20 protein-coding genes are annotated in these 20,344 nt (G+C 32.2%); 2 read left to right on the top strand and 18 right to left on the bottom strand.

Features of this window, described 5'->3' with window-relative positions:
• Nucleotides 1-9: 9 nt before the first annotated feature.
• Entirely contained in the window at nucleotides 10-933 is a 924-nt protein-coding gene (gene graX / locus ACXQH5_RS03485) for an auxiliary protein GraX/ApsX (RefSeq protein ID WP_000802948.1), read from the bottom strand.
• Nucleotides 934-1,045: 112 nt separating this feature from the next.
• Between graX and ACXQH5_RS03490 the strand changes: the two genes are divergently transcribed.
• Complete coding sequence (locus tag ACXQH5_RS03490) at nucleotides 1,046-1,552, top strand: GNAT family N-acetyltransferase (protein ID WP_000940129.1); 507 nt, start codon at nucleotides 1,046-1,048, stop codon at nucleotides 1,550-1,552.
• A 208-nt stretch (nucleotides 1,553-1,760) separates the two neighbouring features.
• Here the strand turns inward: ACXQH5_RS03490 and ACXQH5_RS03495 are convergent, their stop codons facing one another.
• From ACXQH5_RS03495 to ACXQH5_RS03560, 14 genes are all read right to left on the bottom strand, one after another.
• The gene (locus tag ACXQH5_RS03495) at nucleotides 1,761-2,189 is read right to left on the bottom strand and encodes a hypothetical protein (protein ID WP_000198505.1); all 429 of its coding nucleotides are present in this window, start codon (nucleotides 2,187-2,189) and stop codon (nucleotides 1,761-1,763) included.
• A 328-nt stretch (nucleotides 2,190-2,517) separates the two neighbouring features.
• Nucleotides 2,518-3,561 carry an alpha/beta hydrolase gene (locus ACXQH5_RS03500; protein ID WP_001030774.1) on the bottom strand — a complete coding sequence of 348 codons (1,044 nt, stop codon included), beginning with the start codon at nucleotides 3,559-3,561 and terminating at the stop codon, nucleotides 2,518-2,520.
• A 150-nt stretch (nucleotides 3,562-3,711) separates the two neighbouring features.
• Nucleotides 3,712-4,779, bottom strand: coding sequence for a YkvI family membrane protein (locus ACXQH5_RS03505; protein ID WP_000980139.1), 1,068 nt, complete (start codon nucleotides 4,777-4,779; stop codon nucleotides 3,712-3,714).
• A gap of 456 nt (nucleotides 4,780-5,235) precedes the next feature.
• Nucleotides 5,236-5,733, bottom strand: coding sequence for a hypothetical protein (locus tag ACXQH5_RS03510; protein ID WP_001164085.1), 498 nt, complete (start codon nucleotides 5,731-5,733; stop codon nucleotides 5,236-5,238).
• Between the two features lie 115 nt (nucleotides 5,734-5,848).
• A complete protein-coding gene (gene dhaM / locus ACXQH5_RS03515) occupies nucleotides 5,849-6,211 on the bottom strand; it encodes a dihydroxyacetone kinase phosphoryl donor subunit DhaM (protein ID WP_000161319.1) in 363 nt (120 codons plus the stop codon).
• Nucleotides 6,204-6,788 carry a dihydroxyacetone kinase subunit DhaL gene (dhaL, locus tag ACXQH5_RS03520; protein ID WP_000867196.1) on the bottom strand — a complete coding sequence of 195 codons (585 nt, stop codon included), beginning with the start codon at nucleotides 6,786-6,788 and terminating at the stop codon, nucleotides 6,204-6,206. The genes dhaM and dhaL overlap by 8 nt, the downstream gene beginning before the upstream one ends.
• A 41-nt stretch (nucleotides 6,789-6,829) precedes the next feature.
• Nucleotides 6,830-7,798, bottom strand: a complete 969-nt coding sequence (dhaK, locus tag ACXQH5_RS03525; protein WP_000976261.1) for a dihydroxyacetone kinase subunit DhaK — start codon at nucleotides 7,796-7,798, stop codon at nucleotides 6,830-6,832.
• A gap of 233 nt (nucleotides 7,799-8,031) precedes the next feature.
• Nucleotides 8,032-9,048: a FecCD family ABC transporter permease gene (locus ACXQH5_RS03530; RefSeq protein WP_000625892.1), complete on the bottom strand. Its 1,017-nt coding sequence runs from the start codon at nucleotides 9,046-9,048 to the stop codon at nucleotides 8,032-8,034.
• A complete protein-coding gene (locus ACXQH5_RS03535; protein ID WP_000184745.1) occupies nucleotides 9,045-10,049 on the bottom strand; it encodes a FecCD family ABC transporter permease in 1,005 nt (334 codons plus the stop codon). Before ACXQH5_RS03535 ends, ACXQH5_RS03530 begins: the two co-directional genes overlap by 4 nt.
• Before the next feature lie 35 nt (nucleotides 10,050-10,084).
• Nucleotides 10,085-10,882: an ABC transporter ATP-binding protein gene (locus ACXQH5_RS03540; RefSeq protein ID WP_001080809.1), complete on the bottom strand. Its 798-nt coding sequence runs from the start codon at nucleotides 10,880-10,882 to the stop codon at nucleotides 10,085-10,087.
• Nucleotides 10,883-11,163: 281 nt separating this feature from the next.
• Nucleotides 11,164-11,997, bottom strand: coding sequence for a YitT family protein (locus ACXQH5_RS03545; RefSeq protein ID WP_001044661.1), 834 nt, complete (start codon nucleotides 11,995-11,997; stop codon nucleotides 11,164-11,166).
• A 177-nt stretch (nucleotides 11,998-12,174) separates the two neighbouring features.
• Complete coding sequence (locus ACXQH5_RS03550; protein ID WP_001788321.1) at nucleotides 12,175-12,267, bottom strand: hypothetical protein; 93 nt, start codon at nucleotides 12,265-12,267, stop codon at nucleotides 12,175-12,177.
• A gap of 254 nt (nucleotides 12,268-12,521) precedes the next feature.
• Nucleotides 12,522-13,751 (bottom strand): NupC/NupG family nucleoside CNT transporter, encoded by a 1,230-nt coding sequence (locus tag ACXQH5_RS03555; RefSeq protein WP_000479272.1) that lies wholly within the window; start codon nucleotides 13,749-13,751, stop codon nucleotides 12,522-12,524.
• Between the two features lie 358 nt (nucleotides 13,752-14,109).
• Nucleotides 14,110-15,837, bottom strand: a complete 1,728-nt coding sequence (locus tag ACXQH5_RS03560; protein WP_000817960.1) for an ABC transporter ATP-binding protein — start codon at nucleotides 15,835-15,837, stop codon at nucleotides 14,110-14,112.
• Nucleotides 15,838-16,257: 420 nt separating this feature from the next.
• Between ACXQH5_RS03560 and pbp4 the strand changes: the two genes are divergently transcribed.
• Nucleotides 16,258-17,553, top strand: coding sequence for a penicillin-binding protein PBP4 (gene pbp4 / locus ACXQH5_RS03565; RefSeq protein ID WP_000793062.1), 1,296 nt, complete (start codon nucleotides 16,258-16,260; stop codon nucleotides 17,551-17,553).
• Between the two features lie 116 nt (nucleotides 17,554-17,669).
• Here the strand turns inward: pbp4 and tagD are convergent, their stop codons facing one another.
• The 3 genes from tagD to tarB all read right to left on the bottom strand — a co-directional run bounded on the left by tagD (nucleotide 17,670) and on the right by tarB (nucleotide 20,292).
• Nucleotides 17,670-18,068, bottom strand: coding sequence for a glycerol-3-phosphate cytidylyltransferase (tagD, locus tag ACXQH5_RS03570; RefSeq protein WP_000832260.1), 399 nt, complete (start codon nucleotides 18,066-18,068; stop codon nucleotides 17,670-17,672).
• A 62-nt stretch (nucleotides 18,069-18,130) separates the two neighbouring features.
• Nucleotides 18,131-19,192, bottom strand: coding sequence for a glycosyltransferase family 2 protein (locus tag ACXQH5_RS03575; protein ID WP_001241195.1), 1,062 nt, complete (start codon nucleotides 19,190-19,192; stop codon nucleotides 18,131-18,133).
• Nucleotides 19,189-20,292 carry a teichoic acid glycerol-phosphate primase TarB gene (tarB, locus tag ACXQH5_RS03580; RefSeq protein WP_001101590.1) on the bottom strand — a complete coding sequence of 368 codons (1,104 nt, stop codon included), beginning with the start codon at nucleotides 20,290-20,292 and terminating at the stop codon, nucleotides 19,189-19,191. Before tarB ends, ACXQH5_RS03575 begins: the two co-directional genes overlap by 4 nt.
• Nucleotides 20,293-20,344 lie beyond the last annotated feature (52 nt).

Genomic DNA, 20,344 nt, shown 5'->3' on the forward strand with positions numbered 1-20,344 from the left:
CACCCAATATCATTTAGTATATTTCATATTTTCTCCTGATTTTAATCGACTTTGAAAATCTTTAATCCGGCAGTCAACTTCAAAGCCATGAATCATCATTTTTTGCATTGGTGCTTGTATAAAGTAATAAATCGGCCAAAATAATCGAGGGATATAATCGTATAGATGTATATAAACGACTGCCGACTCTTTGATTAATCTAAATTCTAACTTCCCTTGATTAACTGTATATTTTTTCACTAAACTTCCACTCAATAAAATTAAAGTTATTATTCCATCAGCTGTTTCTACTATTTTAAATACTGCGAGCGGTCGTACCTTATTCTTAATATATATCTTAAATTGATCATGTGATTTTTCTGTTTTCACAAAAGTTCCTTTAGTATAACCCATCCATGCAATAAAGTGGTTTACAACGTTCTTTAATGTCCATCCCTTTGGTAAAACTACCTTCATCGTTGATCTAACATCATCATACTTTGAAACTTGTAATTCTACATTAACTAAAGAACGTTTAAAAACTAAATTTGTTGTTTCTACAGTTGTACCATATGCACCTAGGCGTTCAATTGTTTCATTATCATAACGACTCCCAGGTATGTAGATTACTTTTTTTACTTGATTGATAGCCGCTGCTCGACCAAAATTATCTGCTGCGATTAATGTTAAATCTCTTGCTGATGATTGTGTTATTTTGGCAGAATTCTTTGTTGGGTCGATAAAGAATACAGCAATATCTATTTGATTCATTGCGGCAACAACCTGTTCGTAATGAAATATATCACACTGAATCCAAGTCATTTCAACATCATCTGTTTTTTTATTGTCTGGATATTTTGATATAGCAAAAAGTTCAGCATCATTTTCAATCACTTCACTTAAATACTTACCAATATATCCTGTTCCACCTGCTAATAAAACTTTAGGTTTCATCTAAAATACTCCTTTAAACTGTAACCAAAAAACATATTACTCCACCTTTTAGTTACATATATATTATAATAGTAGCAAATGTTTTAAAATTTCAAAATACTGGAGGCTTTTTATGGCCCATATTATACGTAGAGTTAGTATCAAAGATGTAGAAAATTTCATTTCAATGTTAGCGAAAATATACGATGAATCTCCGTATATGTTCTACACACCAGGAGAATATGATCCTAGCGTCACATCAGCTAGTAAACAATTAGAAGAATATATCACTTCTCCACATAAAGTCATCTTTGTTGCTGAAAGTGATGAACAACTCGTTGGCTTTGCCTTTGTTAATACGACACCATTTCAACGCATTAAACATGTTGCTAAAATTGATTTAGGTGTAAAGAAATTATATCAACATCGTGGAATTGGCCAAGCACTTCTTGATGCCATTATGGCTTGGTGTTTAAATAATCAAATACACCGAATTGAAGCAAATGTACCACTCAATAACCAACCTGCCCTCGAGCTTTTTAAAAGTGCCGATTTTCAAATCGAAGGCGTTTTAAAAGATAAGTTATTTATCGATGGTAAATATTATGATGACTATATGATGGCTAAAATTCTTAATTAAAGCTATTTTATCATAATCTTGTATCAGAATCGTATAACAACGAATTTAATGGTTACCTAATACATTACTCATACTTATCAATGTTATCTAATCTCAAATAAATACGTGCACTCTTATTCATTTATCAAATTTAAATTCAAAATAAAACACCACTAATGTGTAATTGATTAACTATCAACTACGATTAGTGGTGCTTTATATATGTTGTTTAGTTTTCCTTACTATAAAAATCTTCGAGTCTAAAATCTATATCCGGTAATTTTTCATATATCTTATCCTGATACTGATTGTTTTGATTGTAAGCTTCTTCAGTAATTAACCTACTTTTACGCTTAATTCCATAATCTTGTACGAATAAATTATTATTTCTATTTATTTTGTAATATGGTACAACATTCGCACTAAATTTTACTCGTTGATGAATAAGTTCCATTGCCAATGCATAGTATTTATTTGTCTCATATAACCATAAATGATCTATTGATACACCTGAAACAAATACATCTTTTAATAATATCCTTACATTCGGCTTAAATGTGCTATGTCTATCTAAATAATTTTTAAACAAAACACGTTGTATACGTCCAGTAACCATAACGCGTTTATTTTTAAATGGTTTTAATGCTGACCTTGTCATTCCCTTTCACAACCTTATTTCAAATCACTTCGTGCTCAATCTATATTTTAATTTTTCTTTTGAATTCTTTTCAATTTATAAATTTATTATATCATGTACACACTGTTTTTCGACAATTTAGTTGTAAAAAGTTATTTTCAGGTTCAAAACAAATTAGTTTGTAAAATAAATGTCACATCATAATAGGGTGAGATAGAAATGATAAAGAACCGCTAACAATTTATTATATCTCAGACTCTTACACATTAGCCCCACATGTTTTAAATTCTTCGTTTTCAATTTGAAGATCTTAAATGTTACTTAAGTAATAAATTACTACTGTTTATCATTAGTTTAAAGGATTTAACGGTAATTCATTACTCGGATTTTCTATTTGTGGTTTCTCTTCAGTTTGAATACCACTAGAAGATGTATTACGACTTAAGAAAAGTAACACTTTTTTGATATTATCTATCGATTCAGGTTTATTAAGGTGAAATTGATACTGATGATGTAAATGATGCGTACCATCATAAAACAAAGTATCTACTGGTACATTCAATTCTTGTAATTTCTTACTGAATTCTATATTTTGACTTTCGAATGGATCGCTATCTCCAACAGATAAAAATGTTGGTGGATAATTTTTTGTCGATTGTTTTACTGTCGACATTTGTGAAATATTTTTAAAACTCTTTTCCCAATCTTCTTCGCCAGTATAACTTTTCATAAATAACTGTATTCTTGGAAACTCAGTTTCTCTAACTGTTTGCATATTATAAAAACCACCAAATAGTATAGCACCTTTAATTTGCGATGGTTTGAATGACTGATCAAATTTCATGGCTTCTCTTAATTGATTGTTTGTCTGTATTGCAGTAAATTGGCTAGCTAATTGAGCACCTGCAGAATCACCGCCAATAATTACTTGATTAAAATCAATAGGTAAATTCATTTTATTTTCTTTAATGAATTGAGTTGCTTGATTCATTTGAATTAATGGAGTGGGATATTTATATTGTGGCGCCAATGCATAATTTACATTCACAACAATGTACCCTTGTTCAGCAATTTTCGCTAATAATGGGTTTTTATACTGCTTATCACCCGCAATATAACCACCACCGTGCATCCAAAAAATAACTGGCAGTTTGGCATTAGAAGACATATCAACAGGTGTAATAATATCTAATTTACTGTTAGGGAAAACTCTATTGTATGTAAGGTTTTGATAAATACGCACATTTTTATTTTTAATATTAATTTTGTCTTTATTAGCATGGTTCTCATTTGTAGTTTGGTCATAATGTTGTTTCAGATGAAATGCTAACAATACACTGATTACAGTTATAAAAAGCGCAGTTATCATCGTCCATTTATTATCTTTATTCATTACATCGTACCTCTCTATTTGTTAGACGCTCATATTAAAAGACTGAATAAATATAAAAAGCAATTCGCCCGATAAGAGTAGAGACGAATTGCTTTTAAGGTTAAAACAAAGTGATTCAATTGTAAAGTTTCGGATATCCATCATATGATATTAAGCAATATGTTTTTTATCCGCATTTTTACGTTTGAAATATTTAATAATTACAGCTACTACAATAAATAAGCCTACATATCCCATAATTGTATATAACTTATTAATTAATTCAGCAAATCCTACGAAACTTAATAAATAACCTGCTACCATCATTATAATAATAAAGATATGATATTTTTTACTGTATGGTTCTGTAAAACGTGCTGCAAATGAATACATTAGTCCTAGAATAGTATTATACATAACCGCCAGCATAATAACAGATAACACTGTTGCTATTAAAGGATGGATATTATTTGCTAACGTCAATGTTGGAATTGAGGCATTTTTAATAGTTGGATATTCACTTTGCAATGCAAAGTTGATCAATGCTAGTAATACAGTGTAGATAATACCACCATACATCGCGCCTGCACCTGACACTGTACGCTTTTCAGTATCCCCACCGATTGCTACGATGGTACTAAAACCTACAGAAAAAGCTAATCCACCATATATTGTACCAAACCAGATTCCCTTCCAGATACTTGCTTCAGGCACTACTTGGTTAACTTCTGCTAATGAAACATGACCTTTAAATAAATAAACGCCAGCGATTAATACAACTAAAACAATTAAAAATGGTGTAACGACACCAAGGGCACGTACTATTTTATTAAAGTCTAATAGCAATGTTACATAAATTGCTAATGTCATAATTAATGCACCTAGCCATGTAGGTATGTTATAACTTTCTTCAAATGTTGCGCCTGCACCTGCTATCATGGTTACAGCTATACCAAATAAGAAGAAGATTAAAATATAATCAAAGACTTTACTAAACTTTTCACCGAATACGTATTGTAATGTTGATTCATGGTTTGTCGCTTCAAAGGCAGTACCAATTTTTGCTACTTGGCGCCCAATAAAAGCTAAAATAAAACCAGATATAATGACACCTAAATAAGCCCACAAGCCATATTTAGTGAAAAATTGCATAACTTCTTGTCCTGTTGAAAATCCTGCGCCCACTACAATGCCGACGTAGGCAAATCCAATTTTTGTTGCTTCTTTATTCATCATCATGTGAATAATAGACCTCCTTAATTTTGCACAGTGTGCATTATAACGTACTGAAAATTAATTGCAAGTCGCATAGGTTATTTTTCACTTTTTCAAAATTGCTCAATCCATTCACATTATCACGTTCAATGACATTTAAAAAAATTATAAATTTATGCTTTTATAATGCAGTCATACGAACTTTTGTATAGGAAAAATGATTAATAATTGTGCTTCTTGACTTACGTATTTTTAGTTAAATTTCGAAAAATACATATCAAAATTTCTCAGTTAAAAAGGTTTAAACTATCTATCGTATGTTCTTTATTAAAATGTATAAATTTATAAAATGTTGTATAAAAAACATTTGTGCACACAAGTTTACTTCGTTAGTTTTTAAGTATTAAAAAAGGCTGGAACATATGTCCCAACCCAACCAAATGTTAAAACTATTATTAAGCTAATATAATTGAAATGTAATTAACGTGCATTACGTTGGTGTAATTCATTTATATCAACAACAACGTTGTCCATACGTTTGGCAGTGTCTTTTAAGACGTTACGAGCAACATTATTATTAGGATCTAATTTTAAAATTTGCTTGGCGATATCAAAAGCCTTCTTATCTGAAATAACAGGTGTTGGTATCGCATGCAATAATAACATTTGTAACAAACTTTTAACTTCTTTGCCGTCAGTAAGTTTTATGGAAGCGTCTGCATGATAATAAGCAGAATCCAAAGCACCTTCATATTCACTTAGTGGATACACAAGCAATAAAAATGCTAAGTCATGCATTTCAGATGATTCTTCGTACTTAATCATATCTAAAATACATGTATAAAACATCATACTTTCTACTTCATGCGCACTTGAAATATATGCTTCTTCAAATTCCATAAAATCTGTTTCGGACATCAATTGTCGTACTAAATCAAACTCGCCATTCAATACATGTTTTTTTATAAGGTGTTGCATGGCAATGTCCTCCTATTTCTCCAGATTTTATTAAACATTTACATATATACTATCATATTTTTTATAAAGTTTCATTTGAAAAAGGTTTACATTTTTCATTATTAGTAAATTTTAACTAAAATGATTGTTTGATTTCTGCTAATGCATCATCAATTGAACCGCCGATTGACAGTTTTACTGCTGCAATAAAACTGCCTTCAACAATTGGTGCATCAACTTTTAACACACGATAATTCCCATCATACATTTCAATTGCCATATCTACATTCATTTCTGAAGATCCAATATCGTAAAAACACAATGCATCATCCTCTAATTTAGTCAAAACTTCTTGGATGATATCAAATGAAGTTCCAATTGAACCATCTGGTAATCCCCCTATTGGTATAATATCAACGTCACCAGCCATTTGCTTTAACAAAGATTTTGTACCACTTGCAATTTCTTTACTGTGGCTAACAAGTATAATTTTAGTCATTATCTTCATCTCCAATCAAAGCGTTTAAAATATAAACCATACTTTGAGCACCTGGATCTATATAACCTTTTGATTCTTCTCCAAAATATGCAGCTCTACCTTTCGTTGCTACCATATCTTTTGTATTATCTGCTAATTGCTGTAAATCATTGAATGTTAAAGTTTCACCATTTTTAAGCTTCTCTGCTGCTCGCGCTACTACATCATACATTGTCTTTTCATTTAAAGTAACTTTACCACGTGATTCAACCGCTTCGGCAAATGCCTGAATTAGTGTAATGAAATCTTGATTATGCATATCATCTTTGGCGACTGCAGACATTTTAACAAAGCTAAAGCCATACAGTGGTCCTGATGCACCCCCAACATTTGACATCAATGCCATACCAGTCGATTTGAACAATGATTGCATTGAGCTATCATCAAGTTTGTCTTTAAGACTACTAAACCCACGAACCATGTTAACCCCGTGGTCACCATCACCAATTGCTCGATCTAATTCAGTTAATTCAGATTCATGTTTTTTAAATGTTTCTTCTAAATTTAATAAACGTGCTTTCATATCATTCACTTTCATTTGTGTCACCTCATAAATGTATATTTATTCATATTCACTTCTTATTTAAAGTATTGACTTGTTGTTGGTGCTAAAAATGCTTCCAAATATTCTGGTTTATTAGGCACGATAGTTATAGAAAAACCTTGCATGTCTAAAGATGTCATATAATCACCAACAAACCATTTAGCAACATTAACCGTTCTTGCAGCCAAATTTTGTTGAATATATTTAGTTACGATATTTAATTCAGATAACGGCGTACCACCCATACCATTTACCATTAATATGACATCATTGGCAGTAACTTCTTTATACAATTCGTCTAACAATGTTCCAACAATATGATCAATATCCTTTACTTCTTCCCTATGAATACCTTTTTCACCATGTATACCAATACCGATTTCCATTTTGTCGTCTTCAATATCAAAGCCATATTTTCCAGTAGTTGGAACAAGCGGTGGTTCAATTGCCATACCAATACTTTTAATTTCAGGTAACAACGCTTCTACACGCGATTTAATCTCTGTTAATGAATAACCTTTTTCAGCAAGATAACCGGCAAGCTTATGAACAAACACCGTTCCTGCAACACCACGACGTTGTGCTTCGTTTGTCACAGCAATGTCGTCACGAACAATAACAGTTTCAACATTTATACCTTCCATTTCTGCAAGCTCTTGTGCCATTTCGAAATTCATCACGTCACCTGCATAGTTTTTTACAACTAGTAATACACCGTCACCAGTATCTACTGCTTTAATAGCTTCTAATATTTTATCTGGTGTAGGTGATGTAAATACTTCGCCACAAACCGCTGCATCTAGCATACCTTCTGCAACAAAACCGGCATGCGCAGGTTCATGTCCGCTTCCACCTCCAGAGACTATTGCTACACCATGTTCTTTCTTAGCTTTTTTTACAATAACTGTATTAGCAATCAGATCTAACTCTGGGTGCGCAATTAACAATCCTTCAAGCATATCAGTTAAAAATGTTTCTTTTTTATTGATTAACTTTTTCATCATGTTGTACCTCCTTGGTATTATCAGTCATAGTATAAAACAGAATAAATGAATGCGCTATCATAAAGAATTAACCTGATACCGTTATCAAATATATTTTTGATCAGACCGTCTTGATGACTTAATGGTTCATTATTGAAAAAATAAATAGTATCGAGTGGCTCATTAAATAAAAAATGCTATGAAAAGCCTTATAATAAAGTGCCTTTCATAGCAATAAGTTGTGTCCTTTGACACTATACATTTTTCGTTTTGTACATTAAATATAAGAAATACGGTGCACCAATAATTGCTACGACTATACCTGCTGGAACCCCACCTGGTTGTAATATAATTTTGCCAATTGTATCAGCTATAACAAGTAAACATGCCCCTACTAAAATGGCAATTGGTAAAAACAACTGGTGACGTGGTCCAACGATACGTTTGGCAATATGCGGGCCCATTAATCCGATAAACGAAATTGAACCTGCTACTGCTACAGCAGCAGATGATAACATCACTGCGATAAAGAATAATATTAAACGTTCTCTGCTTAACCTTACACCTAGACCTCGTGCAATATTATCACCTGTATGAATAATATTTAGTGTATTCGATTTAAATAGTAAGTAAGGAATAATAATCAACACCCACGGTAAAAATGCAATGACAAATGGCCATTCGTCACCCCAAATATTACCTGCAAACCAAGCAGCGATGAAATCAGATTGCTTATCATCAAATTTTGACATAATTGTAATTGAGCCACCATATAATGCTGTTTGTAAACCTACACCTATTAATACCATACTCGCAGGTGTAACACCTTCATTTTTATTAAAACTGAAAATAAAAATAATCAATGCAGTGGTGATACCACCTAGTATACTTATTAACGGCAGTACATAAACAAAGTTGTCAGCATTAATTTTACCAATTGCAATAAATAATGCGATTGCAAATCCGCCGCCTGCGTTAATACCTAATATACCTGGTTCAGCTATTGGATTTTTCGTGACACTTTGCACTATTGCACCACTAATACTAAGCGCTGCGCCAGCCAAAATAGTAATCATCATCCGAGGTAATCTGAAATCTAATAAGATTAACTCATCAATGGCATCACCTTGTCCAATTAAAGTTTTGAAAAATCTTTCTACAGGTATGTTGTATTCACCTGAGGTAATACTCCAAGTACAACCTAGAAATAGTAGAATGCTAAAAACAGCCAGTGCTATCCATTGTCTGCGTTTATTATTTGAACTAATCATATTGTGCGTCCTCCTTTTTTAACTAAATATAAAAAGTAAGGAACACCAATAAATGAAATGATTGCACCAACAGGCGCTTCTCCTAAATATCGTGCTATCATATCGGCAACAAGCACGAGTATCCCACCTAACAAGGCTGTTAATGGTAGAATTTTAGCATAATCAGTTCCAATTAAAAATCTTGCTATATGAGGCACCATCAAACCTACAAATGCAACTTGTCCAGCGATAGCAACTGCTATACCTGCTAGAATCATAGCAATAATTAAACATATGCCTCTGATTATTGTTACATTTTGACCTAAACCTTTAGCTAATGATTCACCAAGATTTAAAATGGTAAGTTGTTTACTAATTGTTAATATAAAGAATAACGCAATACCAATTAATGGAATTGCCCACTTAAGGTGTGACCACGTTGTGCCTGAAACGCCTCCAGCAGTCCAAAATGTTACTGTTTGATTTAGTCTAAAAGTTAATGCAATACCTTGACTTAGCGCTGTTAACATAGCACTTACTGCTGCACCCGCTAAAATAATACGCATCGGATTAAATCCATCACGTCTAGATCGGCCTATCATTAATACAATAGCACCTCCTAGAATAGCACCTAAAAATCCAGCAAACATCAATATTAAAAATGAAGTGTTTGGTAAAACTGCATATGTTAATGCTAAAGCAAATGAAGCACCTGAATTTAAACCTATGAGCGCCGGATCAGCAAGACCATTACGAGTAACACCTTGTATAATCGCACCAGAAACTGCAAGCGCCATACCCACAATTACTGCTGCTATATTTCTGGGAATCCTAATCTCATTGATGATGTTTTGCTGTTGATTGCTAGGATTATAATTAAAAATAGCCTCTATAATTGTAGAGGCTTGAATTTTGGCGTCACCTATTAATGTAGAAATAAATAGTGTGATTAGTAGTATCATACTTAAACCTATAATATAGGATAAAAACTTCAATGGCGTTGGATTCTCTCTATTTGTCATGTTAATTGTCCTTTTTATCATATTAACTTACTTAATTAAGAATAAGCTCTGCGACATAAGTCATAAGTTACCAGTAACGGTTTTCCAGTCTTAGGATCTTTACTTAAAACAACATCAATATTAAAAACTTTTTCTAAAATTTCCTGTGTTAATACGTCTTCTGTTGAACCTGTAGCGATGATATCGCCTTCTTTCATCGCAATAAGATGATCTGAGAAACGAATCGCTTGGTTGATATCATGAAGAACCATGACAATTGTACAACCTTGTTCCTGATTTAGCTTCTGAACTAATTCTAGTATTTCTAATTGATGACAGATATCTAAATATGTTGTTGGTTCGTCTAAAAAGATAATATCAGTTCTTTGTGCTAATGCCATTGCAATCCAAACACGTTGTCTTTGACCACCACTTAAATCATTGATTGAACGGTGTCGGAATGTATCAGTTCCTGTAACTTCCATTGCCCAATCAATTTCTTTCTTATCCTCAGCAGTTAATCTACCAAATCCTTTTTGATGTGGAAAACGACCATATGAAACTAATTCTCCAACAGTTAAGCCATCTGCTACTTCAGGTGATTGAGGTAAAATAGCTATTTTTTTTGCAATCTCTTTCGTAGATTGTGTATGAATATTTTCACCATCTAAAAATACTTCACCTTCTTTAACTGCCAATAAACGTGACAATGCCTTTAGCAAAGTAGATTTCCCGCAGCCGTTAGGACCAATGATTGACGTCACTTTGCCATCTGGTATTTCAACATCTAATTTATTTATAATCGTGTTATCCCCGTAACCAATTTTAACTTGTTGTCCATGCAAACGATTCATAATTTCCCTACTTTCAATAAAATTCTTTCTGTTTATAAAAAATAATTTCTATTTTTAAATTATCAATTTTCAAAGGCATCCCAATTGATAATGATTATCACGAACATCATTATAACATTTTTCAATCTTATTGACTAACATTACTTTTTAAATTAGATAGCTCGATTTGTTATGTCTTGTATATTACTTTTATAAAATTAAAAACGCCCACAGATAAGTCTTCATAATTCAAAAACTTGTCCGTGGACTTCTATTTAAGTATGTGTGCTCATACCATTTATTTATTCATCTGCAAAAAAGCCATTACCATAGACATCTCTTACATCATGAATTACGAGGAATGCATCTTTATCGATTTGTTTAATTAATCGCTTTGCTTTGGAAACTTGTGTTTTAGAAATAACAACGTATAAGACATCTTTTTCTTCACGCGTATAATAACCATGTCCGTTTAAAATGGTTAAACCTCTTCCAATTTGCTCGTCTATTGCTTTGGCAAGTTTGTCGGGATTAGTTGAAATAATCGTCATAGCTTTTTTAGTGTTTAAACCTTCTATGACATATTCCATCACTTTTGTTCCTATATAAAGTGATATTACTGTTACTAATACTTTATCAAGTGGAATAACTGTAAGTGAAATTGCAACAACGATCATATCGAAGAAAAGCAAAGCATATGGCGTGCTTACATCGAGGTATTTCGTTGCAATTCTCGCCAAAATTGTTGTACCTGCTGTTGTACCGCCTGCAAGGATAATTACTCCGATTCCTAGTCCAACGCTTACACCACCAAAAATGGCATTCACAATACTGTTTCCAGTTTCTACTTGCCATGATTCTGTTAAACTCAAAAATATTGAAATAAGAATTGTTACAAGAATAGTTAAGTACATACTTCTCTTACTCAAAAATTTATAACCTATGGCAATCAATACTGCGTTGACCAAGAAGTTAGTGATGGCTGGTGAAATATGAAACGCATAATATAAAATAATTGCTAAACCTGTAACCCCGCCTTCACCTAAGTTACCAGAAATAATAAATGCATTTACACCTGCAGCAAAGATAAATGAACCTAAGACAACTAGTATTAAATCTTTAACCGTTTTATTCACGAAACCATCCCCTTTATATATTTATTAGACTATAAAAATAGTAGCATAACAAAAATACTGTCACAACTCTATGGAAAGAGTTCTAACAAAGATTTACTATTTAACTAATTTATATGAAGAATAACTTTCCCTAATAAATATCACTCACAATACAATAATTAAAAATATTCTGAATTTTTAATTTACTTTCATTTCATTGTCTGCTATAATGTTTTTAACTTCTTCAATAGAGAAGTTATCTCCTTTGTGTTGTTTATAATAACAAAACAAATTTTGCTCGAAGTACTATGACTGTACCTAGTCCTTACTGTCATATGTACAATAATATTCATTTCCCATAAAAGCCAAGTGTATTACCATGTGCACTTGGTTTTTATAATGCTTCAATTTCGGTAACTTTAAAAATATTTAAATATCTTTATATCAATAATAAAAAAGTCCAAGCATCTCACCTATATCAATAGACGACATGCTTGAACCTATTTATTAGTTAAAATGTATTATCATAGTCTCTCTTCGACATATTACCATGCAAATAAACCAACGAAAGCTGCTGTTAATAATGAAACTAGGATACCTGATAATAGCATCATAGGCACATATTTAGATACAAAGTCTGATGTCTTTTTATCAACAATTCCTTTCAATGTACCGATAATCATACCAATCGTTGAGAAGTTTGCAAATGAAATTAAGAATGTTGTAATAACCGCACGATGGTGTGGTGTATAAGATGCAATATCTTTAGAAATTTCACCCATAACAACAAATTCATTTGTAACAATTTTCTTAGCCATTTGTTGTGCTACCAACCACGCTTCATCATAAGGTAAACCGAGTAATAGCGCAAATGGATACATAAACACACCTAAAATTTGGTTTAAACCGAAACTACCTTTTATGCCTATCCATCCTGCTATCAATCCTGTAATCAAATTGATAAAACGATCAAATAGATCAGCTAACGCTACAAAACTAATAACAAATGCGATGATGATTAATACTAATTTACCTGCTGCTAATACAGAATCTCCAAGGAATGAGAAGAATGGTTGACGTTCAACTTCATTGTTTTTAAGACTGTAAATAATATCTTCTTTCTCTTCAACACTTACTGGATTCAACAAGCATGACACAATAATCGCGTTAACGATATTTAGTGGAATTGCCGTTAGTACCAGTTCTCCTGGTACCATTTGCACATACGCACCTACAATAGCTCCCGATACAGAGCTCATTGACATCATTGCGATTGTTAATACACGCATTTCATTCATACGTTTTAGTTGCTCACTTGATACGGCTAATGCTTCAGTATTTCCTAAAAACATCATTTCTATCCCAAAGAATGACTCGAATTTAGGTTGTCTTGTTACTTTAGCTAGTAACCAACCAATACCTCCAATAATTTTCGGTAAAATATTAAAGTACATTAAGATATCAAATAATGGCACTATTAATAAAATTGGGAATAAGGCTGCAACAGCCATATCCATCATTTTAACATTTATCAAACTTGCAAATGCAAAACCTGTACCAGCATGCGCTGACTGAACTACCCAAGCGATACCATTGGCTGCTCCTCTTACTGCTTTTTGACCCCAATCAAAATAAATAAAGAACCATGCTAAAAACAGGTTTAAAACAACTAAGATCCCAATTGATTGCCATTGGATATTTTTGCGATCTCTTGAAAATAATACCGCAATACCAAGAAATACAATTAGACCAATAATGTTGATTAATAAAAACATTTGGCACCCACCTATGATTTAATTTTTTAAAAATTTAGAAACATTGAAATATCAAACTTCTGTACCGTGGACTCTAAAATCAGTTAAATTGCTATGTAAAATATGAAGAATTATGACTCGTGGCTACAGTATTTAATATATGTATGTTTGCTTATAACTTGTATTATACCATGAGCATTTTTTTCTTAAAATATCGATTTCATTAATTTAAGAATTATTATGTCGTAACTTCTCAAATGATTTAAAATAGACAAAAGCTTGAAGCAATTTATTAACATCTATATCCATCAATGTGCCACACTTTAATTTCCTCGATGGTATATGTGTATTTGCTCCAAGCTTACTTATATATATAAAATTAATCTGTTAATTTTTGAGACACTACAAAATTTTTATACTTCGCATGTGATGCCATCAGTTCTGAATGCGTACCTTTACCTGTTACCTGTCCTTTGTCTAAGAATATAATTTGACCGGCTTTTTTAATTGTAGACAAACGATGCGCAATGACAATCGTTGTTCTACCTTCCATCAATGTTTCTAAAGCTTCTTGAATTTTCAATTCACTTTCACTATCGAGATTAGCTGTTGCTTCATCAAGTAACAAAATATCAGGATTTTTAACAAAACTTCTAGCAATATCAATACGTTGACGTTGTCCGCCAGACAGTTTCAATCCTCGTTCACCTACAAGCGTGTCATATCCTTCATCAAATTGCATGATAAAATCATGACAGTTAGCTAATTTAGCATAATTAATAAGTTCTTCATCTGAAACATGACGATTAATTCCGTATAAAATATTGTCTCTAATTGTACCACTCATCATCGAATTTGATTGCATAACATATCCAATTTTACGTCGCCACTTAGATAACGGGATATCATAGACACTTTCAAGGCCATATTTAATATCACCTGACTCAATTTCATACATACGTTCTATCAGATTAAATATCGTACTTTTACCAGATCCAGAAGGACCTACAAAAGCACTCACTTGCCCTTGTGGGATTTGGAATGACACATCATCTAATATTTTCTTCACATCATATTTAAAGTCTACATGTTCAAATGACAACACACCGTCATCAATTAATACATTTTCAGAATCTTCAAGAGCTTCTGTCGGTTCAATAGGTTCTTGCATGATTTCGTATATTCTACTACTTGCACCAACTGCCTTTTTATAATCTGTAACTAACGTTGAAAGATTGATTAAAGGCATCGATAATTGAATAACATAAAATATCATTGCAATTAATGTACCTGCAGTGATTGCACCAGTCGCAATTTCTAATGCACCAAAACCTAAAATAATTGCAATTGTTAGCAACATAACAATACCTGAAATTGGTTGTACAACTGCCGCAATTTTAGCCTGTTTTAAACCTAATTTATATATTTCATTCAAATTTTTATGTGCATTATCTAATTCAAGTCGCTCTGTATTTGATATTTTAACAAGACGCATTTCAGTTAGGACACGCCCTAACAAACCACTGAAGTTTGCAATTTCAGATTGTGTACTTGTCGATATCTTTTGCATAATACGTCCTAGAGGAATCATAATTAAAACAAATATCGGTATCGTTATAAATGTTAATAATGTCATTTTCCAATCTAAAATAAATAACATGATTAGTGACCCAACTAATGTAACGATTGATGGTAATAAGTTAGGTAGCTTTTGTGAAATAAATTCATTTATCACTTTCGTATCATCAGTTAATCGACTCATTAATTGACCACTTTCATTTTTGTCAAAGAATGGCATTTTTAATTGTATGATATGCTCCCATAAAACTGAGCGTATCGCATAAATAATTTTTTCACCAATTTTACTTAATAAATATAAACCTAATCCGCTTAATAAAGCATTGATGACAAAGATACCACCAAATAATGCGATTAGGTTCCAATTGATATGGCTCACGGAAAATTTATCTACAATTCGTCCAGTAAACAGTGGCACTAATAGTCCACTTAAGCTCCCTAGTGATGAAATAGTGATAGCTGCAACGATAAGACCCACTGGCCATGTTAGTTTTTTAAATAAGAAAAACAATGGATTTTCTCGTTTCATAGTTTTACCTCTTCTGTTTGAAATTTATAGTTAATTCATTTAGATAGATACATGCATTTCTATCATATACTTTCTCCCAACAAAACTTTAAAAATCAAATAAAGTATTGCCCCAAAATACCGCTCATAACATTTATATGATAGAATATTTCTATTGCATTTTTTGTAATAACTTCTCAAAGTCTTTATATTAAAACATGATAATTAATCGCTTTTGAGTAAGTTTGCTCTTCGTACAAACATTATAACACCTTTAGCTACGCACGTAATATATTTGCATTATTTTTCAAATTAACTGCAGAAAACTTTATTTTCAACAATTTAATTAAGGTGAAGTGAATTAGCAATGATTTCCGTAAGTAGGAATGACCATTGCTTTTAGGGAATATTTAAGAATTGGAAAAGGGAAGATTAACGCTTTATGAAAAATTTAATATCTATTATCATCATTTTATGTTTAACATTAAGTATTATGACACCATATGCACAAGCTGCTAACAGTGACGTAACCCCTGTACAAGCAGGAAATCAATATGGTTATGCAGGTTTGTCGGCTGCATACGAACCAACGAGTGCTGTTAATGTAAGTCAAACTGGACAATTACTGTATCAATACAATATCGATACTAAGTGGAATCCAGCGTCTATGACTAAATTAATGACAATGTACTTAACATTGGAAGCTGTAAATAAGGGGCAGCTTTCACTTGATGACACTGTCACAATGACGAACAAAGAATATATTATGTCTACACTACCTGAGCTGAGTAATACGAAGCTATATCCTGGACAAGTATGGACAATCGCAGACCTATTACAAATTACAGTATCTAATTCTAGCAATGCCGCGGCATTAATTTTAGCTAAGAAGGTATCAAAAAACACCAGCGATTTCGTTGATTTAATGAATAACAAAGCTAAAGCTATCGGAATGAAAAATACACATTTCGTCAATCCAACAGGTGCTGAAAATTCAAGATTACGTACATTTGCACCAACAAAGTATAAAGACCAAGAACGTACTGTAACAACTGCTAGAGACTATGCCATTTTAGATTTACACGTGATTAAAGAGACACCTAAAATATTAGACTTTACAAAGCAGTTAGCACCAACAACGCATGCAGTTACGTATTACACATTCAACTTTTCATTAGAAGGTGCAAAAATGAGTTTGCCTGGTACAGATGGTTTAAAAACTGGATCAAGTGATACAGCAAATTACAACCATACGATTACTACCAAACGAGGTAAATTTAGAATTAATCAAGTTATCATGGGTGCAGGAGACTATAAAAACCTTGGTGGCGAGAAGCAACGTAATATGATGGGGAATGCATTAATGGAACGTTCATTTGATCAGTATAAATATGTAAAAATATTGTCTAAAGGTGAGCAAAGGATAAATGGTAAGAAATATTATGTTGAAAATGATCTTTACGATGTTTTACCAAGTGATTTTAGTAAAAAAGATTATAAACTTGTAGTCGAAGATGGTAAAGTACACGCGGACTATCCAAGAGAATTTATTAATAAAGATTATGGGCCTCCAACTGTAGAAGTTCATCAGCCAATTATTCAAAAGGCAAATACTGTTGCTAAAAGTATGTGGGCAGAACATCCATTATTCACTATCATTGGTGGTGCATGCCTTGTCGCTGGATTAGCACTAATTGTTCATATGATAATCAATCGTTTATTTAGAAAAAGAAAATAAAACATACTAAAAACGGACAAGTTGCACATTATAAAGCTGCGAAACTTGTCCGTTTTATATTTATTTTATAATAACCTAAGTTAATTTATCGTTTAGTATCGATAGTTCTATATAATTTATTTAGCATCTTTACCATATAATTCTTGTTTGATTTTAGTCGTCGAAATGCCTTCTGTACGTTTTAAATAAATGACTTCACATTTATCCTTTAAGAAGTCGAATTCACCTTCCCAGTCATGTCCCATAACAAAAACATCTACATCAAATTTTTCGACATCGTCTTCTTTTTGTCCCCAGCCCTTTTCTGGAATGACTAAATCGACATAGCGTATTGATTCAAGCATCATTTTTCGTTGTTCATAATCATAATAAGATTTTTTATGTTTAATTTGATTAAATTCATCTGTTGATAATGCTACTATTAAATAATCGCCCATCTCTCTTGCACGACGAAGCAATTCGATATGACCATAGTGAAGTAAGTCATATGTGCCATATGTTATTACACGTTTCATTAAGTTATCCTCCTCATATTGTCACATCATAGGATTGCAGTTTATGGTCATCAATGTACACGTTATCGTTTTAACATTGATTTTGTTCGATGTGCAAACTTTCTCCCTTTAAGTTGTATCAAGAATCTTTTATAAGTCGGCCTATTAATGCCCACTTGAATTAATGTTTGTCGCCACAATTCGTATATTTCTCTATCCCAATTCTCACCAATAAATTCAACTGTATTTATAATGTCAAACATATTTTGTGATACATAATCAGAATGCTGCATACACATAATATAGTCTTTTACGAGTTGAATTGTCGTGTGCGTTACTGCTGGGTGTTCATTCATATAATACTTTAATGAATTATTGAATAAAATACGATCAACCATATCACTATATAATAGCCTTTGTTCAGGTAATAGTAACATTTCCATGACTCGTTGTCTTATTTTCATAATTTCTGTGATATATCTATTAAAATCTTCATTGTTACTTGTAGCATGTGGAACTATATCATTATCTCCGACAATCATCTGTGAAACTAAATGTATATCCGTAGCTTTTTGCATCGCCTTGACAAGTATTGCGTGATTGTATGTGTTAGCTAAAGTTTCGTCACACTGTAATTCAGCAAATTTAGCACTGAATAACTTTCCGTCAAAAGACATCATTGTTAACAAATCTGGTTGTTCCGTTAATGTAACGATTCGATTGTCTTTAATAAACTCATCAGCACTTTTCAATTTCCATTCACCATGGTAATTGTAAGCTCGCTGCCCTATTACCATATCAATATTATCATTATTTTTGAATGCTGCAGTTAGCCTATCTAATTTACCTGGCAATACGATTGATGTTGGATTTATGACCATAAATGCGTCACTATCATGAGAATCTGTCATTTTGATATCCATCAAACCTTTATTAATACACGTAGCTATCGAAGCATTTTGTAATTGTATTAATGAAATATGCTTGAGTTCTCTTTGTAACCGTTCAATCATAGGAATTGTTTGATCAGTAGAACCACCATCAATACAAAGGATTCTATAGTGTTCTTTACTCTCAATAGATATTAACAATTGTCGAATTGTTGCCTCATTATTACATGTAGGTATGATTATCGTAAGCCTCATTTTGTCACCATCTTATCTATATATTCTGTGAGCTGATGTAAACTTTTATCAGTATTATACTTATGCCAATCTTTAAATAACGGACTTAATAGATGTTCTTTTTCTTGTATCGTCATTATTAAATCTTCTTCAGTATACACTTTGTAGCTATCCGGTATTGCTTTGTAAAATTGATTCAGGCCTCTCACCTTATCATATGTTCCTTCATCATACACATAAAATATAGTTGGAATATCTAACAAGCTAGCCTCTATTGGCAGCGAACTATAGTCGCTAATAATTATATCTGACATTAACATTAATGTAGACGTGTCGATTGAAGATACGTCATCAATGTCTGAATGTTCAATTGATGGATGTAATTTATTAATCAGTGTATATCCTGGTAAACATTTTTCAAAATAAGCTTTATCAATAGCCCTATTATCTGCTTTATCTTCTCTATATGTTGGTACATATAATGCCAACTTATTTGTAATTCCATATTTATCCTTTAACTCTGCCTTAACCGTTGCTCTATCAGCTGTGTAATATTTATTAATTCTCGGAAGCCCAAAATACAACATTTGCTCTTCTGTTGCACCTAAAGACTGTTTAAAACATTGTGACATTTGTTCACAACCCACTAAGTAAAAATCCGTCGCTTGATAAACTTTACGATACTGCTGAACCATTACCTTGTCAGACACATCGACTTGATGATCTGTTAAGCCAAAGTTTTTTAATGCACCACTTGCATGCCACGTTTGAACAATGCGTTGATTAGAAGTCTTATTATATCCACCTAGTAATAGGTAATAATTATCGATAATAATCATCTGCGCGCTTTTCAAAGCCTTAATTTGTTTTACCAATGTTCGATTAGTCATTTCTATCACATCAACATCGTCGCTAAGTTCAGATAAATAAGGCGCTTGTTTTGGTGTTGTTAAAACAGTTTTCTGATACAACGAATTATTTAATGCTTTGATGATAGGCTTAATATCTTCTGGAAAAGTCATCATAAATACGATATGCGGTTTATCAATCACTTGAGGCGTAATCATTTTAGAAAGTATTCGAACTACCAAATGATAAAATTTCTTTATTAAAACGTTCATAATACACCAACTTAATATGTTATTTACTTAAATTATAAACAAAAATGAACCC

Source organism: Staphylococcus sp. SA22, assembly GCF_054165785.1.

Coding starts and splice junctions, on each gene's coding strand:
- graX (WP_000802948.1), bottom strand. CDS start 933: ATGAAACCTAAAGTTTTATTAGCAGGTGGAACAGGATATATTGGTAAG.
- ACXQH5_RS03490 (WP_000940129.1), top strand. CDS start 1,046: ATGGCCCATATTATACGTAGAGTTAGTATCAAAGATGTAGAAAATTTC.
- ACXQH5_RS03495 (WP_000198505.1), bottom strand. CDS start 2,189: ATGACAAGGTCAGCATTAAAACCATTTAAAAATAAACGCGTTATGGTT.
- ACXQH5_RS03500 (WP_001030774.1), bottom strand. CDS start 3,561: ATGAATAAAGATAATAAATGGACGATGATAACTGCGCTTTTTATAACT.
- ACXQH5_RS03505 (WP_000980139.1), bottom strand. CDS start 4,779: ATGATGATGAATAAAGAAGCAACAAAAATTGGATTTGCCTACGTCGGC.
- ACXQH5_RS03510 (WP_001164085.1), bottom strand. CDS start 5,733: ATGCAACACCTTATAAAAAAACATGTATTGAATGGCGAGTTTGATTTA.
- dhaM (WP_000161319.1), bottom strand. CDS start 6,211: ATGACTAAAATTATACTTGTTAGCCACAGTAAAGAAATTGCAAGTGGT.
- dhaL (WP_000867196.1), bottom strand. CDS start 6,788: ATGAAAGTGAATGATATGAAAGCACGTTTATTAAATTTAGAAGAAACA.
- dhaK (WP_000976261.1), bottom strand. CDS start 7,798: ATGATGAAAAAGTTAATCAATAAAAAAGAAACATTTTTAACTGATATG.
- ACXQH5_RS03530 (WP_000625892.1), bottom strand. CDS start 9,048: ATGATTAGTTCAAATAATAAACGCAGACAATGGATAGCACTGGCTGTT.
- ACXQH5_RS03535 (WP_000184745.1), bottom strand. CDS start 10,049: ATGACAAATAGAGAGAATCCAACGCCATTGAAGTTTTTATCCTATATT.
- ACXQH5_RS03540 (WP_001080809.1), bottom strand. CDS start 10,882: ATGAATCGTTTGCATGGACAACAAGTTAAAATTGGTTACGGGGATAAC.
- ACXQH5_RS03555 (WP_000479272.1), bottom strand. CDS start 13,751: ATGTTTTTATTAATCAACATTATTGGTCTAATTGTATTTCTTGGTATT.
- ACXQH5_RS03560 (WP_000817960.1), bottom strand. CDS start 15,837: ATGAAACGAGAAAATCCATTGTTTTTCTTATTTAAAAAACTAACATGG.
- pbp4 (WP_000793062.1), top strand. CDS start 16,258: ATGAAAAATTTAATATCTATTATCATCATTTTATGTTTAACATTAAGT.
- tagD (WP_000832260.1), bottom strand. CDS start 18,068: ATGAAACGTGTAATAACATATGGCACATATGACTTACTTCACTATGGT.
- ACXQH5_RS03575 (WP_001241195.1), bottom strand. CDS start 19,192: ATGAGGCTTACGATAATCATACCTACATGTAATAATGAGGCAACAATT.
- tarB (WP_001101590.1), bottom strand. CDS start 20,292: ATGAACGTTTTAATAAAGAAATTTTATCATTTGGTAGTTCGAATACTT.